This is a genomic window from Prochlorococcus sp. MIT2302 (assembly GCF_059772385.1).
Genome location: NZ_CM186285.1, coordinates 321,251 through 338,101 on the forward strand (window position 1 = coordinate 321,251; position 16,851 = coordinate 338,101).

Here is a 16,851-nt window from a genome sequence, read left to right on the forward strand (position 1 = left end):
AATTTATAAATTATTACTAGACGAATAGGTTTCAATTTTACTATCTATATTTGATAGAATTTTTTTTATAGATGATATTTCTTCAATAGTTGCGTTTGTCCAAAGTTTTCTGTTAGAGGCCTCTAGTAATCTTTCAGCGATATCTCTTAAGGCCCAAGGATTGTTTTCACTAATAAAATTTTTCGTATTATTATTCATTAACCAATTATTCACTATAGATTGATAACACCAATTAGGAACTAAGTTTGTTGTTGCATCATAAGAGAATAAATAGTCAAGGCTAGCTGACATTTCAAAAGCTCCTTTATATCCATGTTTCTTAATCCCCTCTATCCATTTAGGGTTTAATAATCTGCTACGAACGACTTTATCAATTTCTTTTGAGAGTTTGTGAATTCTTGGCCGTTGATACCTTGAATTATCCGCAAAATAGGCTTGAGGATTTGTTCCACTAGTTTTTTTAATCGCGGAAATTAACCCACCCTGAAATTGATAGTAATCATCTGAATCAAGTATATCGTGTTCTCTATTGTCCTGACTATGTAGTACTACTTTTACTTTTGATAAATTACTTTCTAATCCATCTTTGTCTTTTATGATTTTATTTGAACCTTCATATCTCCATTTACTCCATTCGATAAAAGCTTCAGCGAGTTCTGATTGATTCTCCCAAGATCCACTATTGATTATTTCTTGTAATCCTGCTCCGTATGATCCGGGGGCAGATCCATATATTCTTGATTTTGTATTTCCATTTCTATATGACTCAGCAAGTGGATTATTAGAAGAGGATTCTTCTAAATTTCCAATAAGATTTTGACCTCTTCGAATCAATTCAATTATCTGTGGAAATGCATCCCTGAATAAACCAGAAATTCTTAATGTTACGTCTACTCTTGGTCTGTTCAATACACTGAGGGGAATGACCTCAACGTCAACTACTCTTCTCAAAGTTCCGTCCCATATTGGTCTTAAACCCATGAGAGCAAAAAGCTGACAAATATCTTCTCCACCATTTCTCATTGTTGAAGTACCCCAAATTGAAATAGCAAGGTGTGAAAGGTGTTCACCATTTTCTTGTAGGTAAAGTTCCATTATTTGTTCAGCACTTCTTTTGCCTAAGTCCCAAGCTGTTTCAGTTGGTATTGCTCTTATATCAACAGAAAAGAAATTCTTGCCTGTGGGTAAAACTTCTAATTTCCCTCTTGTAGGCGCCCCAGAAGGACCGCTAGAAATTCTTTTACCGTCTAAAGCCTCGAGAAAATTTATTTTTTCGTTAACTGAACTATTTAATAGTTTGGGTAAAATATTATTTTGTAAATGATTTATAAAAATATTAGGTTTTTCAAGATCTAGGTAATTTAAAATTTTACTATTAAGTTTTATCTTCTTGTTTGATTTAATCTTGTAATTAAGTATTTTAAAACAATGAAACTCTATTATATATTTACCGATATCATTCAACCATTCAACTACTTTACCGACTTTCCTAGCATTAATATCTGTATATTCTTTAAATAAATCAATGTCAACTTGGTTCAAGTTTTTACCCTCTTCGTCACTCCAAGGGTCGAACGTAAAACCTAAATCTTCTGCTAAACCTTGTGTAAGACCGAGAATTTTTCCTGTAGGTACATTAGAAATTGTGAGTGTTAATTCTAATAATTTATCTATACTCTGATTAACTCCAAACACATGAAGACCAGTTCTTATCTGAGAATTCTTAATTTCACATAAATAACTCTCTGCATTATCTATTAGATCTTGTATATTTAATACATCTTTTTCTGCTTTTAATTTATTTGATTCAATGCCTGGCCATGAATTTTTAATTAAAAGATCTAGTATCTTTTTTTCTAATAATTCATTTCTATTATCGTTAATTAATTTAGATTCATAATATTCATCAATTAAATTTTCAATTATTAGTAGGTCATTAAAACTACCGGCATGAGATAGTGGTGGGGTTAAATGATCTATAATGATTGCATGTGTTCTCCTTTTTGCTTGGGAGCCTTCGCCAGGATCATTTACAATAAATGGATATATATTTGGAATAGGAGGACAAAGAATAAATGGGAAACAATTATGACCTAAACCAACCCCTTTTCCTGGTAACCATTCCAAACTTCCATGCTTACCCAGATGTACAATTGCATTCGCTTTAAATGTATTATATAGCCAACAATATTGTGCAATATATTTATGTGTAGGAGGTAAGTCGGGCGAGTGTAAATCAGATAAATTATCGCTCTCATAACCCCTATTTGACTGAATTAAAATTGTTATATTTCCAAAGTTTATTCCATTAATAGGAAATCCAGACTTTTCTAATTGAAATGAATCAAGTGGGTCTCCCCATCGATTTGATATTTTTTCTTTAACGTTAGAGTTGAGATCTGTCCAATAATTTAAATAATCTTGAATATTTAAATATGATTGAGGTTCATTTGAGATTGTCTCTTCAGAATTTGTCCTATGACTTAATAGAAGGTTAATTAATTCTTTACTATTATCAGGAATATCTTCCTTTCCTAGATTATATCCCTCGTCTTTAAGCCAGTTCAAAATATTTAATAGGCTTTCGGGTGTATCTAAACCAACTCCATTCGCAATTCTTGAGTCTTTTACTGGGTAGTTTGCTATCACGAGAGCTATCTTTTTATTTGAATTATTCGTTTGTTGTAGATAAGTTAGATTTTTTATATATTTTATGCACCATTCAATATGTTTATCATATGGCTCTGTTTTATATACAGCAATTGATAATTCATTATCTGTATAAGCAAGGTTTTTAAATGCAACTGGAATTGTACATATTCGACCATCAACTTCTGGTAAAACAACTTGAATTGATAAGTCAATGGGGTTAAGACCTACTGTAGATTCTTTCCACTCAGTTATAGATGAGCTAGATATTAGTAATTGATATACAGGTATATCTAATCTATCCCACAAGTTTTTCTTCACATCATCATGCTTATATTCAACTGATGAAAATGAGGTTGTAGTTATTATTGCTTTTATGTTCTCTTTCTCTAATAAACTTATTATTTGATTCTCTATATTTTTAGATTTAAAGCTTGTAATCCATATTATTTTGGCATTTAAGTTATATTTATTAGCTATATAATTTATTTTATCAGCTAACTCTGTATTACCCGATTGTAAGAGTGATTTATAGAGAAATACGGCAATAGATGGATTACCATTATTTTTCCATTTCCATTTTATTAACTCTTGATGATATTCAATTAAATCTGAATTTAAATTAATTTCTTTAAAATTAATTATTTTCTCTATGGTTTGAAGCATATAATTATAGTTTTTTATACCTCCTTGATTTAAAAGTGTTTGAATTAAATCAACTTTCTCTTGATTTAGGCTACTAATTTCTTGAACATCATTTGCTGTACTTTCAATTCCAGAGACTACTATCAGATGTCTATTTGGTTTCTCTAATTGCCATAAACCTAATTGTTCAAAGCCATAAGACCAGTATGATCTTGACCCTAAAAATCTAACAAGAATAATTTCAGTTGTATTACATGTATTAGTTATATAATGATCAATTGATGCATTTGATGATAAATAAGCTATTGGTAATGCTTTTATTTTATTTTTCCACTTATTATTGTCAGGGAGCTTTAATACAGTAGATAAACAGGTTATATCAGATGTAGCGCTAGTTAGGAAGACAACTGGAGCTGATGGCTGATCGATAAATGTATTTTCTTCTTGAGGTTCATTCCCAGGAAGGGTGGAAATTCTATGCATTCATTTATTATGTGTACTAAGAGCAGTAAAAATCTGAAATGCTGATTGTTTTCATCTTAGCTGGAACTAATAATGCATAATTTTCTTCCATTTGCTTGGTTTGAAGGGCAATGTATACCATTTGAAGAGGCGAAGCTATCTATAGCTACTCATGCACTTCATTATGGAACTGCAGCTTTTGGAGGAATGCGGGCTATTCCTGATCCAAAAAATAGTAAATCATTTTTATTATTTAGAGCAGACAAACACGCAAAAAGATTATGTCAAAGTGCTAGATTTTTGATGACTGAATTAGATGAGGGTTTTGTATTAAAGTCTCTTGAAACTTTTCTTGTTAGAAACAAACCGACTCAACCTGTTTACATCAGACCATTTGTATATACTAGTGACTTAGGAATTGCACCAAGGTTACATAATATAGAAACTAATTTCTTTATTTATGGAATAGAACTAGGTGATTATCTGTCACCAGATGGGGTTACTTGTCGCGTTAGTAGCTGGACTCGTCAGCAAGACAACTCACTTCCATTAAGAGGTAAAATTAGTGGAGCTTATATCACTAGCTCCTTAGCTAAAACTGAAGCAGTAAAAAGTGGATTTGATGAAGCACTATTATTAAATAGTCAAGGAAAAATCAGTGAGGCAAGTGGCATGAACATTTTTATAGTACGTAATGGTGAATTAATTACACCTGGTGTTGATCAAGATATTCTTGAAGGAATAACTCGTTCAAGTGTTATAGAACTGGCAAAAAATGATGGTTTAAAAGTTATTGAAAGACCAGTAGATAAAACAGAATTGTTTATATCTGATGAAGTATTCCTTACAGGAACGGCGGCAAAAATTACCCCTATAAAAATGATTGAAACTACAACAATGAGCAAAGAGATGCCAATAATGAATTCATTAAGAACGAAGTTGACTAAAATTACAGAAGGTTTAGTTCCTGAATATGAAAATTGGGTCAAACGTGTACATATAGATTAAAATAAGATAATATAATATAACTTATTTAAATTGATGATTTTCATTCTAATAAGTTAAATATATAATTTATGACTGATTTTTTAGGTTATCTCAACTCTGAAAAGAGACCGATATTAGTCTTTGATGGCGCTACAGGCACGTCTCTGCAAGATCAACAACTTAATGCAGAAGACTATGGCGGAGCTTCATTAGAAGGTTGTAATGAAAACCTTGTACTGACATCAGTCTCCAGCGTAGAAAAAGTACATGAATCATTTTTAAATGCAGGTTGTGATGTAATCGAAACAAATACATTTGGTGCTACTTCAATTGTTCTAGATGAATATGGAATTGGTAATAAAGCTTATGAGATCAATTTAAAAGCAGCACAAATAGCAAGGAATGTTGCAAATAAATATCAATCAGATGAAAAGCCACGATTTGTAGCTGGATCTATTGGACCAACAACCAAGCTACCAACCCTAGGTCATATCAGTTTTGAAGAGCTAAAAAATTCTTATCTTGAGCAAGCTAAAGCACTAATTGAAGGTGGAATTGATCTTTTTATTATTGAAACTTGCCAAGATGTCCTTCAAATCAAGGCTGCTCTGCAAAGCGTAAATGAAGCTATTGGTTCTGGAAAGAAAATTCCATTAATGGTGTCGGTAACCATGGAGACCACCGGCCAGATGCTTATTGGTAGTGATATTTCTTCTATTACAACAATACTGGAGCCATTTAACATTGATATTTTGGGCCTTAATTGTGCAACTGGCCCGGAAGAAATGAAAGATCATATTAAATATTTATCGCAACATTCACCATTTCATATAAGTTGTATACCAAATGCAGGACTTCCAGAGAATGTTGGTGGTAAGGCTCATTATCGATTAACTCCAATGGAACTTAAGTTCCAACTTAGTCATTTTATTAATGATTTAGGAGTTCAACTAATTGGAGGTTGTTGTGGAACCAGACCAGAACATATTAAGCAACTTTCAGATTTATCTAAAGAGCTTTTATCTTCTGAGCAAAGATTGGATTCTCTTTCAAAAGAAAGATCTATAATTCCAGCTGCATCATCAATATATGAGTCTATTCCCTATAAGCAAGATAACTCTTTCTTGATCGTAGGTGAGAGATTAAATGCTAGTGGATCTAAAAAAGTAAGAGAACTACTAAACGATGAGGATTGGGACGGACTTGTTGGAATAGCAAAATCTCAACTAAAGGAAAATGCTCATGTTTTAGATGTAAATGTAGATTTTGTTGGAAGAAATGGGATCGAAGATATGTCTATGTTAGTCAAAAGACTTGTTAATAATATTAATTTGCCTTTAATGCTTGATTCAACAGATTACGAAAAAATGGAGAGTGGGTTAAAGCATGCTGGCGGAAAATGTATTTTAAATTCTACTAATTATGAGGATGGACCAGATAGATTCTATAAAGTAATTGATCTTGCTAAAAGATACGGTTCAGCGGTCGTAATTGGAACAATTGACGAAGATGGAATGGCTAGATCTGCTGATAAAAAAGCAGAAATAGCAACAAGAGCCTATAAGGATGCGACTGATTCTGGATTAAAATCTTATGAACTTTTTTATGATCCGTTAGCATTACCTATCTCAACTGGATTAGAAGAAGATAGAAAGAATGGTTTAGAAACTATAAATGCAATTAAGTTAATAAAAGATAAATATCCAGAAGTTCATTTAATCCTTGGAATTTCAAATGTAAGTTTTGGTTTATCTTCTAGTGCAAGAATTGTTCTTAATTCTATCTTTCTTAATGAAGCAATTAAGGCCGGTCTTGATTCTGCAATTGTTTCTCCGTCCAAGATTTTACCTCTAAACAAAATAAGTGAAGAAGAGATAAAAATCTGTATGGATCTTATTTATGATAGAAGAATATTTGAAAATAAAGTATGCACATATGATCCTTTAACAACCTTAACTAGTTATTTCGATGATTCAAAGACACTTTTAAATAAAAGTACAAATAATGATGATATTAAATTACCAATAGAAGAAAAACTAAAGAATCATATTATTGATGGTGAAAAAACTAATTTACATTCAAATCTTGATTTCGCATTAAAGAAATATAAACCTTTGATAATAATTAATGAATATTTATTGGATGGTATGAAAGTAGTTGGTGAATTATTTGGGTCGGGTCAAATGCAATTACCCTTTGTTCTCCAATCTGCGGAAACAATGAAATTTGCTGTTTCATATTTAGAGGATTTTATGGATAAATCTGAGGTTAATCAATCAAAAGGAAAATTTATTATCGCTACAGTTAAGGGTGATGTTCATGATATTGGTAAAAATCTAGTAGATATAATTTTATCTAATAACGGTTATGAAGTTATTAATTTAGGAATTAAGCAAGAAGTCAATTCAATAATTAATGCTCAGAAAGAGCATAACGCTGATTGTATTGCCATGAGTGGACTACTAGTTAAATCCACTGCATTTATGAAAGATAATCTTAAAGCATTAAATGAAGAAGATATATCTGTTCCTATTATTCTTGGAGGAGCAGCACTGACTCCAAAATTTGTTAATCAAGATTGTGCAGGAGTTTATAAAGGGAAAGTTATTTACGGTAAAGATGCTTTTACAGATTTAAAATTTATGGATTCATATATGAAGGCAAAGGAATTAAATAATTGGGATAATTTCTCAGGTTTTAAAGAAGGTGCTCCCGAGGGGATTACTATTGGTAATTATAAAAATAAAAATACTCATCAAGAAATTAATATCAATAAATTAAAAGAAAATCCTATTGAAGATAAATCAAGATCAAAAAATATTCCTCAAATAGATCCTATTAAACCACCATTCATAGGCCCAAAGTTTTTATTAGAAAAAGATATAGATATAACTAAGGTTTATAATTTCCTAGATCGTAATGCTTTATTTGCAGGCCAATGGCAAATGAAACGTTCCAAGGAGATGTCTTCATCCGAATATAAGAATTTTTTACTAGAGAAGGCAGAACCGAAATTGGATTACTGGATGAATAAAATAATCAATGAAAAGCTTATTAAACCCTCACTAGTCTATGGGTATTTCCCTTGTGGTAGAGATGGTAATTCTTTAAATATATATGATAAAGATCACCAAAGTCTGTTGGGTAATTTTTTATTACCTAGGCAAAGATCCGGAAAAAGATTTTGCATAGCAGATTTTTATAATGATTTAAATAACAATAAGCCTGGAGATTATTTGCCAATGCAAGCTGTAACAATGGGAGAATCAGCTAGTGAATATTCCCATAAATTATTTAGTCAGGATTCATACTCAGATTATCTATTCTTTCATGGTTTGACAGTCCAGCTAGCGGAAGCGCTTGCTGAATATATACATTCTGTAATTAGGATTGAATGTGGATTTAAAGACTGTGAACCAAATAATATAAAGGATATCTTAGATCTTAAATATCGAGGATGTCGTTATTCTTTTGGCTACCCAGCTTGTCCTGAAGTTTCTGATTCTAGAAAACAATTGTTATGGCTTGATGCTGAAAAAATTAATATCTCTATGGATGAAAGTGAGCAACTCCATCCTGAACAAAGTACAACAGCTATTGTTGCATTACATCCAGTAGCCAAATACTTTGGTGTTTAAATTATTTAGATATTTTCTTCTATTTATTAACTAATTTAGAAAATTAGTTATTCATTTCATCGATAGTTTCTAATACTTCCATCTGAAACTCAGCCATTGATTCTGAGTCACTCAAATCAATCCCCTCCCCGGCAGCATTTTGAGTTAATTCCTGAAAGTGAAAAGCACCTTCACCTGTTGCCAAAAATTCCATGGCAGATGTTTCTCCGCTCTCGCGAAAGGCATCGCAAAGAGCCAAAAAAGCTTCGTCTTCAGAAAAGTCCCAATCCATCGAGGACACATTACTGAAAGAGGTTTTACCTCTTTCCCCCCTGCTTTCGTCAACCTTATTTGCTAATAATCTGAAACTATTTTGCAAATTGATAAATTTGAATTTTCTTTGTTTATCCCAAAACGACTCCAGTACAATAGATCTCGGGATTATGCTCATTTAATTAGCAATTCATTATTCATGACTTTTTTCTTTTGTTTTTGGAAATTTGATTTTATAAACTTTCATACAACAATTTTTCAAAAAGATCTTATAAGCAATAAATCGACCTGTAGATGCCCATAAATCGTCTCTAGAGCACCAAACCATTCAGCCAGATAAAATCCCAGCTTTCAAACCTTTGAAGCCTTTATAAGCATAAATTACCTGATTTAAAGAAGTTTATGTTATTTCTCAAGTATTTTGAAATTGATCATTAGTGGGTAGTTACTAAGCTTTTTATTTAATCTTTATGTTTTTGAATATTAATAATATAATTAAACAAGATTATTTATCAAAGGACTATTTGAAGTGAAGAGCCAACTTATATGGGCTAAAGCTCTTCAGATTAGTAGAAAAGCTGTTTATTCTGGGGCTGTAATTCCTCTAGAAACCCAAAAATATAAAACAAATAAATTATATTGTGATTATGAGCTACGTTTTCTTTTAAGTAATATTCCAAGGTATTTAATTGAATATGGTCCAAAAAGAAACCCTTTTATTCCTTGGGATACCAGACTTGAAATTAAATCTATAAATAGTAAACATACATTAATTCTTAATAAATATCCAGTTCAAATTGGACATATGTTGTTAATAACAAATAAATGGAAACCGCAAAATGGATGGCTTGATAATGATGATTTCGATGCTATAAAAAATGTTGACGATGATACTACTGGTTTATGGTTCTTTAATAGCAGTAAGGAAGCTGGTGCAAGTCAGCCTCATCGACATTTTCAATTGTTACCCAGACATAGCAATGAGAGTATTTGTCCCAGATACGATTGGTTTTGCTCATTATTGAATAGTAATAATAATAAAAAATCTTTGATTACTCCTTCTGTTTCAATTAAACGAAGAAATAAAAACTCAGTTTCAAATTCAAATGACTTATATAGTTCTTATAAATCTTTGATTTACGAGATGAATTTAGGTGATATTGATTTAGATAGTAAACCTTTAAAACCATATAATTTAATTATTACTTCAGAGTGGATTGCGCTTATAACGCGTAAAACAGATAGGGCATATGGATTTAGTATAAATGCTCTTGGTTTTGCTGGATATTTTCTTGGAACGAAAAGATCTGATGTAGATCAACTTATTAAGTTTGGTCCAGAGCAAATATTAAAAGATGTAATTGAATAACTAAATTGGAGTTAATTTAACTTTCAATACCTGGAGTGCTTGAATTCATTTGTTCTTCCAGCTTTGATATTGATGCAGTAATAGCTGCAAGTTTTCTTTCATAGGATTCTTTCACAGAGACTAAAAAATTTAATTTCCTCTCTTGAAAAAATTTTTTTCTTTCGCTCCATTTTTGGGAGGTTGTACAGAAGGCCATCTAAAGTTACTGATTTTTTAAAATAATACTTAATAGAGTTGATCGATGTGGCTATTTCCTAGTTTTTAAACAATGTATTCAAGATTATATTCATTTCATAATTATTTTGATTTTATAAATTCAAAGCTAAAGGTGTGTTGAAAATAAAAAGAGCATTAATATATAAATAGTTTTTAGGTTCTTGTGACGGAAGGTGAAGGAAAAGATATTAAGAGAATTTCAATTGATTTACCAATTGATCTTATTGAAGGTGTCGATCGCCTTCGTAAAGAGTGGGGATTTAGAAGAAGAGGACAGGTTTTCGAGAGACTATTACAAGTTATTTTACCAAAGGATCTAGATGAAGAAATAATTGAAAATGAACAATTAGATTTAACTCATAATGATACTCATGACTCTATAAGCGATCAAGGTGGAATTGAAAATAGGAAAAAGGAAGAAAAAGCATTAGTAATAGTAGGTAATAAAAATATTGAAATAAAAAATGTAATTGTAAATGATGTCAAAACTAATAATGCAAAAACTAATCAAAAGCTAACTGTCTCTACAGGAATTGAATTACCAGGTTTTATCAGAAAGCAAGCGACAAACCTGAAAAAAAGTTTGAGTAAAGATAAAACTTATAAAAATATGGAAGATACTTCAATAACCACAATTAATATTGATGATTTAATAAAAGCGAAAGACGCTGCTGAAAAACATTGGATATACCTTTATGGGCAAAAACCGACTGATAGTGTTATTGAGGCATCAATGATTTGGCTTGCAAGAGATATCTGGCCCCATGTCGATGGTACAGAAAACATACCTTTTACATGGAATGCCGCTTGTAAAATGCTTAATTCATATTGTCGTGATTGGAATATCGATTCAGTAACCTTTGATCATGTTGTCATCATGGCAGGTGCTCTCGAAGACCCTTTTTCAACTAAAAACTTAAGAAATAGAATTCCCACTCTTATTCGAAGGTTTGTGAATAAATTCAAACGAAGTCATAATGTTACTTCGTTTCAAACACTTGAATCAACCATGACTGTTCACGGTGCTCTGAAGTTACTGGGTTTACCAACAAAGGCGGGATCATCTCTAACTCTCTCATTCATCCGTGACGCATACAAAGAAAAAGCTCTCTCCAATCACCCTGATGCTGGAGGATCAAACGAAAACATGAGAAAATTAAACGAGGCTTATCAACTACTAAAAGATTTATACAAAAATTGATTCCAAGGAGTCTCGTATTGGTCTAAAGCCTAGTCTAATAAAGCGACTTGTGTAAGACTTTGTAGACTTTTGGATTTCATTTTTTTTATCTCCAATTACCCTGATGCTGGAGGATCAAACGAAAACATGAGAAAATTAAACGAGGCTTATCAACTACTAAAAGATTTATACAAAAATTGATTCCAAGGAGTCTCGTATTGGTCTAAAGCCTGGTCTAATAAAGCGACTTGTGTAAGACTTTGTAGACTTTTGGATTTCATTTTTTTATCTCCAATTACCCTGATGCTGGAGGATCAAACGAAACATTAGAAAATTAAAGGAGTCTTATCAACTAATAAAAGATTTATACAAAAATTAATTCCAAGGAGTCTCATGTTGGACTTATCTATAGTCTAGGTATGTGACTCACGCAAGACATAATAGACTCCTGAGTTGTATTTTTTATTTCTGAATCAAGTTTTTGGATATTTGAATCGCGCGCATCAATTATTTACTCCTTCTTTTGTGCAAAAAACAAATCAAGAGTACTAAACATCATTTAGTACATTTTAAAATGCAACAATGTTCTGCGTTCTTGAGAAGCAGTTTTCATCCATTCTTGATGTCTTTATTGTCTTAAAATGTCCATAATCTGTCCATTTGGATTTTGTTGTTTAAATAGCATTGGCATGACAGGTTTTGCAATCATGCATAACTGCTTAATAGACAGTTATGCATGATTATAATAATAAATCGCTATAGATTTCAGGTGAGTGGAGAACTAAGTTGCGCCGTCGAACGATACCCCTCTCGCAAGTCATTGATGAGACTCTATGTGAGTCCTAGTATGATTCTTTTATGAGATTTGTAAGAGTTAAATATTTGTTTTTTGAATTAGCCTCGAGCTAACCCTTGAGCCTTTAGGGTTTGCTGAATGTTTTTAATCAAAAGATGACTTCCTTCTTGACAAATAGGTAATAGAAATAATTGATGTTTCGCTGAACAAGCCAAGTCTAAATTGTCTCTTATTAGTCTCACCGCTGGACTATTTGTAAGATCATAATTGGACTGACGAGACTAGCTCCTGAGTTCCGCGTTTATTTTTTCTTTAAGAGCGGTTCTTATTTTTTCGTGTATTGGATTTATATCCTCCTCTATTAGAGTTTTCTTAGGATCTCTGTATTTTATTCTAAAAGCCTGGCTAACTGAATCCTCGGGAATTGAAGATCCCTCGTAGCGGTCTATCAATTCAACTTTCTCTAAGAGCGGTCTTCCAGATTTCTTTATTAGATTAATTATTTCTAATGAGCTATATTTTTTTGAGTGAATAAGTGCAATATCTCTCTCCATAAAAGGAACAGTGGGGTAATCCTTATAAATTCTTGTCCAATTTGTTTTCCTTGTTGCTGCTTTAATTAAAGAATCAAAGTCCAGATTAAATAAGTAGGTTTCTTTAATTACATCAAATTTATCAGAGAGAGAAGGGTGAATTTGTCCAAAGAAGCCGATACTTTTACCCTCAACAAACAATTCTGATGTTCTTCCCGGATGCATGAAATCTTTGTCCGCAAGTTTCTTGTCAACAGTTTCAATTCCTAGAACTTCAAGAGATTGTTTAAGTTTTCCTCTTGCTTCAAAATAATCTAAACATATTTTTTTTGATGCTTTGCCCCACTTACTGACTCGTTTATTACCAGTTAATGAACCTGCTAGTAAATTTGTTTCTATAAAGTTTTCGTTTTCTTTTTTGTATGTCTTTGCTATTTCAAAGATCCAACAACCTTCAGCACCAAACGATACATTTCTCTGAAGAATTTTAAGATGTTCATCCCATACATTTGTTCTTAATCTACTAGTCTCTGATAGTAATGGATTTTTTATTATTACAGTATTTTTATCAGTGTTATCAGGACCAACAAGTGATGAAGTCACTACTTCTTGAAAACCATTGTGGATAAATGAATTTCGTAAGCGTCTTTCAACCAAATTTGCAGGTTTTAAAACTCCTGGCTCAAGAGGATCTGGCATATTCGAATCAAAATTATCATACCCAATAAGTCTTGCTATCTCTTCTATTAAATCGATTTCTCTAGTTAAATCAGATGATCTGTAAGGAGGAATCTGAACATCCCAGCCACTAGAGGTTGTCGTAATTAGGCAGCCAAGTTTTGTTAGGAGAGGCTCAATATCATCCTTATTAAGATAACGGAATGTATTAGAACTTTTATCTAATTCATTATTATCTATGTATCTCAATTTACCTAGAACTTTGTTTATTTTGTCTATTCTAAGATTGAGACTAATATCTTTTCTAATAAATTCATTATTGACATAACTCGATTTAACATTACCACCTAATTCTAATGAAATAAGATCACAAGCTCTAAGTGAAACAGCAATTGTCATGTTAGGTGATATCCCCTTTTCGTATCTACTACTTGCATCTGTTCTGAGCCCTATTTCTCTACTACTATTCCTAACTGATATGGGAGTAAATACAGCTGCCTCCAACCAAACTCTAGTGGTTTTAGCACTTACGGAACTGTTGTTTCCTCCGATAACCCCAGCTATTGCAATTGGTATATCACAACATGTAATTATCTTTATATTTTCATTTAATTTATATTCTTTTTTATCGAGTGCAATAAATGATTCGCCTTCTCTACCATTTCTAATACCAAAATCATCTTGCATAACTATTCTACCAACTATATTATCTAATAGATCTGCATCAAATGCATGTAGTGGCTGGCCTTGCTCGAGCATTAAAAAATTTGTTATGTCTACAACAGGGTTTATACAATTTTGTCTTAATGAATTTAATTTATTAGATATAGATTTATTTATTATTCCAGTATTGTCTATATTATCTATATACGTAAGTGAGTAAATAAAGTCTGATCCTATTGTTTCTTTTTCTCTTATTTGTGGCTCAAATTTTTCAAACTCTTTATTGAAATTTAAAGTTGGTAATGTTAATTTTGAATTTGTTATAGTTGATATTTCTCTTGCTATACCAGCCATAGACATACCATCAGGTCTGTTAGCAGTTATAGCTAATTCAATAATGGTGTCATTCAAACCAAGATAATCGACAGCATTAGTACCAATTGGGGGGATATTTGTTTTACTTTCTTCAAGAATTTCTATACCTTCATTACTACTTTCAATCCCTAATTCATCCAATGAACAAATCATTCCTGCGCTTTCTACCCCACGTAAATTAGATAATTTTATGTTTAATGACTTTGAAGATAAATAGGCTCCAACCTTCGCCACAAGCACGTGATATCCCACTTTTACGTTTGGTGCACCACAAACAATACTTAACTTTTTGGGTAAACCAACATCTACTGAACAAACTTTGAGCTTTTCGGCATTTGGATGTGGTGTGATTTCTTCAACATAACCAATAACAACATTCTTCGCTTGGGCTGATAAGTCTTCTAATGATTCAACTTCAAAGCCTGTCATTGAAAGCTTTTCAGCCAATTCATCAATATCATTGTTAAATTCAACAAGATCTTTTAGCCAAGAAACTGATACCTTCATGACTTGCTCTGACAGGAGTTAAACATAGGTGCTCGAATGAATTTATAAAAAAGGGTGCTTAGCCTAGTAAGATTGTACTTTGTCCCCTAGACTCACCAAAGCTGAGCTAAGTTTATATGGCTAAAAAAGGCACCAGAATAGTGGTCACTTTAGAATGTACTGAGTCTAGATCTGTACCTAGCTCAGAAAAGCGTTCTGCCGGAGTATCTAGATACACCACAGAAAAAAATCGTAGGAACACTACAGATAGATTGGAACTTAAAAAATTCTGTCCTGAATTAAATAAAATGACCATTCACAGAGAAATCAAATAATCATTTCTTTTTATACACACATTAAAAATGACTAATTCATTATTCAAACAAAAGCTCTCTCCCATAAAGCCAGGAGATCCTATTGACTATAAAGACGTAGAATTATTAAAAAAATTTATTACAGACAGAGGAAAAATATTACCTAGAAGACTTACTGGTTTAACAGCTAAGCAACAAAGAGATTTAACAACAGCAGTTAAAAGAGCACGAATTATTGCCTTACTACCCTTTGTTAATCCTGAAGGATAAGTTAATATTCTATTAATAATAGAATGTGCAACAAAATAATAGATAATGAAGTTAAAAATATAATTTTCAGATTTGAACAAACAAATAATTTAAATACTTCAATTAAAGATCTTACATATCTTAAAACATATTCAATAGATGATCCTCAAACTTCTGAAATAGATGATGCTATTTCTTTAGAGAGAATATCTTATCAACATAAGTTATGGATCCACATCGCTTCCCCTAGTTCATATTTTGAATATCAGTCAGCTATTGATAAGAAGGCAAGGAAGCTTTTTTCAACTGTTTATTTATCAACTAATACTTATTATATGCTTCCTCAAATTTTAATAAATGATGTGTTTAGTCTTTGTGATAAAGAGAAGAGAGCATCACTAAGTTTAGGTGTTATTTTTAATGAAGATGGTAGTATTGTATCTACAGAAATAGTCCAGAGTATTATCAGAGTAGACTTCAAATTAAATTATTCTGAAGCTGATGAATTAATAGATTATGCGCCAAAAGAAGAAGAAGATTTGAGTATTATCTCTCATATTTTACAAAGAAGAAAATCTTGGAGACAGAATTCAGGTGCTACGGAAATATTAGAATCATATGGAAAGATTATTGTAGAAGATAACAAGCCCTTCCTTAAGATAATAGATCCAACGTTATCGAGACAATTAATAAGTGAATCAATGATCTTGTATGGAAATCTTATTTCAAATTTTACTAAGGTAAATAATATTCCTGTTCCATATAGAGTCCAACAACGTATAGATAAATTTTCAAAAGATAATAATCATTATTCTGATAATAAAGTTTTATACAATTTTGTACTTAAGAAAACAATGGGTAAGTCATATTATTCAATAAATCCAATGCCTCACGCAAGTTTAGGACTTAAATCCTACATTCATGCAACCTCACCGATTAGAAGATATGCTGACTTGTTAGTTAACTATCAATTGAATAGATATCTCAATAATAAAGATCTTATACCTAAAGAGGATATTGAACAAATTATACATAGGATTAATAATCAAGGAAGAGAAAATATTATGAGATTTAGAGAAGATCAAAAATATTGGCTAAAAAGATGGTTCGACAATAACTCTATTAAGGAACATAATGTGATATTATTAAATTGGATTAATAGATATAAAAACATATGTATTTTATACTTTGAAGACTATCATTTCTCTACTATATGTAATCTAAAATCAAAAAAAAATTTAAATATCGGCGAATGCTTTAAGGTTGAAAATATGTTCAATAATAATAATAATGATATAATATTTTTTAAATTAATTTCATTATCCAAATAAGAGTTCATCATAAGTGTGCAAGAGTTTT

The 16,851-nt window shown here is 31.5% G+C and carries 11 protein-coding genes; 7 read left to right on the forward strand and 4 right to left on the reverse strand.

What is annotated here, in order from left to right; genetic code table 11:
- Positions 1–3: 3 nt before the first annotated feature.
- The gene (gene cobN, locus AC6EI2_RS01710) at positions 4–3,777 is read right to left on the reverse strand and encodes a cobaltochelatase subunit CobN (protein ID WP_498462706.1); all 3,774 of its coding nucleotides are present in this window, start codon (positions 3,775–3,777) and stop codon (positions 4–6) included.
- Positions 3,778–3,849: 72 nt separating this feature from the next.
- Here cobN and AC6EI2_RS01715 point away from each other — a divergent pair, with 72 nt between their 5' ends.
- Positions 3,850–4,764, forward strand: coding sequence for a branched-chain amino acid transaminase (locus AC6EI2_RS01715; protein ID WP_498462707.1), 915 nt, complete (start codon positions 3,850–3,852; stop codon positions 4,762–4,764).
- Positions 4,765–4,832: 68 nt separating this feature from the next.
- Positions 4,833–8,381 carry a methionine synthase gene (metH, locus tag AC6EI2_RS01720; protein WP_498462708.1) on the forward strand — a complete coding sequence of 1,183 codons (3,549 nt, stop codon included), beginning with the start codon at positions 4,833–4,835 and terminating at the stop codon, positions 8,379–8,381.
- Between the two features lie 43 nt (positions 8,382–8,424).
- Here the strand turns inward: metH and AC6EI2_RS01725 are convergent, their stop codons facing one another.
- Positions 8,425–8,652 (reverse strand): DUF8667 family protein, encoded by a 228-nt coding sequence (locus tag AC6EI2_RS01725; protein WP_269625503.1) that lies wholly within the window; start codon positions 8,650–8,652, stop codon positions 8,425–8,427.
- Positions 8,653–9,162: 510 nt separating this feature from the next.
- On the opposite strand from AC6EI2_RS01725, the gene AC6EI2_RS01730 reads away from it, so the two are divergent.
- Positions 9,163–10,002, forward strand: a complete 840-nt coding sequence (locus AC6EI2_RS01730) for an ATP adenylyltransferase family protein (protein WP_498462709.1) — start codon at positions 9,163–9,165, stop codon at positions 10,000–10,002.
- Between the two features lie 16 nt (positions 10,003–10,018).
- On the opposite strand, the gene AC6EI2_RS01735 is transcribed toward AC6EI2_RS01730, so the two are convergent.
- Positions 10,019–10,198 (reverse strand): hypothetical protein, encoded by a 180-nt coding sequence (locus tag AC6EI2_RS01735; protein WP_498462710.1) that lies wholly within the window; start codon positions 10,196–10,198, stop codon positions 10,019–10,021.
- A gap of 183 nt (positions 10,199–10,381) precedes the next feature.
- Here AC6EI2_RS01735 and AC6EI2_RS01740 point away from each other — a divergent pair, with 183 nt between their 5' ends.
- The gene (locus tag AC6EI2_RS01740; RefSeq protein ID WP_498462711.1) at positions 10,382–11,419 is read left to right on the forward strand and encodes a molecular chaperone DnaJ; all 1,038 of its coding nucleotides are present in this window, start codon (positions 10,382–10,384) and stop codon (positions 11,417–11,419) included.
- 1,056 nt (positions 11,420–12,475) lie between these two features.
- Here the strand turns inward: AC6EI2_RS01740 and pheT are convergent.
- Positions 12,476–14,950, reverse strand: coding sequence for a phenylalanine--tRNA ligase subunit beta (pheT, locus tag AC6EI2_RS01745; protein ID WP_498462712.1), 2,475 nt, complete (start codon positions 14,948–14,950; stop codon positions 12,476–12,478).
- A gap of 116 nt (positions 14,951–15,066) precedes the next feature.
- Between pheT and rpmG the strand changes: the two genes are divergently transcribed.
- The 3 genes from rpmG to AC6EI2_RS01760 are packed head-to-tail and all read left to right on the forward strand — an operon-like array spanning position 15,067 to position 16,823.
- The gene (gene rpmG / locus AC6EI2_RS01750) at positions 15,067–15,264 is read left to right on the forward strand and encodes a 50S ribosomal protein L33 (protein ID WP_498462713.1); all 198 of its coding nucleotides are present in this window, start codon (positions 15,067–15,069) and stop codon (positions 15,262–15,264) included.
- Between the two features lie 27 nt (positions 15,265–15,291).
- Complete coding sequence (gene rpsR, locus AC6EI2_RS01755) at positions 15,292–15,513, forward strand: 30S ribosomal protein S18 (RefSeq protein ID WP_011293874.1); 222 nt, start codon at positions 15,292–15,294, stop codon at positions 15,511–15,513.
- 23 nt (positions 15,514–15,536) lie between these two features.
- Positions 15,537–16,823: a ribonuclease catalytic domain-containing protein gene (locus AC6EI2_RS01760; RefSeq protein WP_498462714.1), complete on the forward strand. Its 1,287-nt coding sequence runs from the start codon at positions 15,537–15,539 to the stop codon at positions 16,821–16,823.
- Positions 16,824–16,851: the final 28 nt, after the last annotated feature.

Bases quoted from the DNA above. Each gene is read 5' to 3' on its own strand.
- cobN (WP_498462706.1), bottom strand. From the start codon at position 3,777: ATGCATAGAATTTCCACCCTTCCTGGGAATGAACCTCAAGAAGAAAAT.
- AC6EI2_RS01715 (WP_498462707.1), top strand. From the start codon at position 3,850: ATGCATAATTTTCTTCCATTTGCTTGGTTTGAAGGGCAATGTATACCA.
- metH (WP_498462708.1), top strand. From the start codon at position 4,833: ATGACTGATTTTTTAGGTTATCTCAACTCTGAAAAGAGACCGATATTA.
- AC6EI2_RS01725 (WP_269625503.1), bottom strand. From the start codon at position 8,652: ATGGATTGGGACTTTTCTGAAGACGAAGCTTTTTTGGCTCTTTGCGAT.
- AC6EI2_RS01735 (WP_498462710.1), bottom strand. From the start codon at position 10,198: ATGGCCTTCTGTACAACCTCCCAAAAATGGAGCGAAAGAAAAAAATTT.
- pheT (WP_498462712.1), bottom strand. From the start codon at position 14,950: ATGAAGGTATCAGTTTCTTGGCTAAAAGATCTTGTTGAATTTAACAAT.
- rpmG (WP_498462713.1), top strand. From the start codon at position 15,067: ATGGCTAAAAAAGGCACCAGAATAGTGGTCACTTTAGAATGTACTGAG.
- rpsR (WP_011293874.1), top strand. From the start codon at position 15,292: ATGACTAATTCATTATTCAAACAAAAGCTCTCTCCCATAAAGCCAGGA.
- AC6EI2_RS01760 (WP_498462714.1), top strand. From the start codon at position 15,537: ATGTGCAACAAAATAATAGATAATGAAGTTAAAAATATAATTTTCAGA.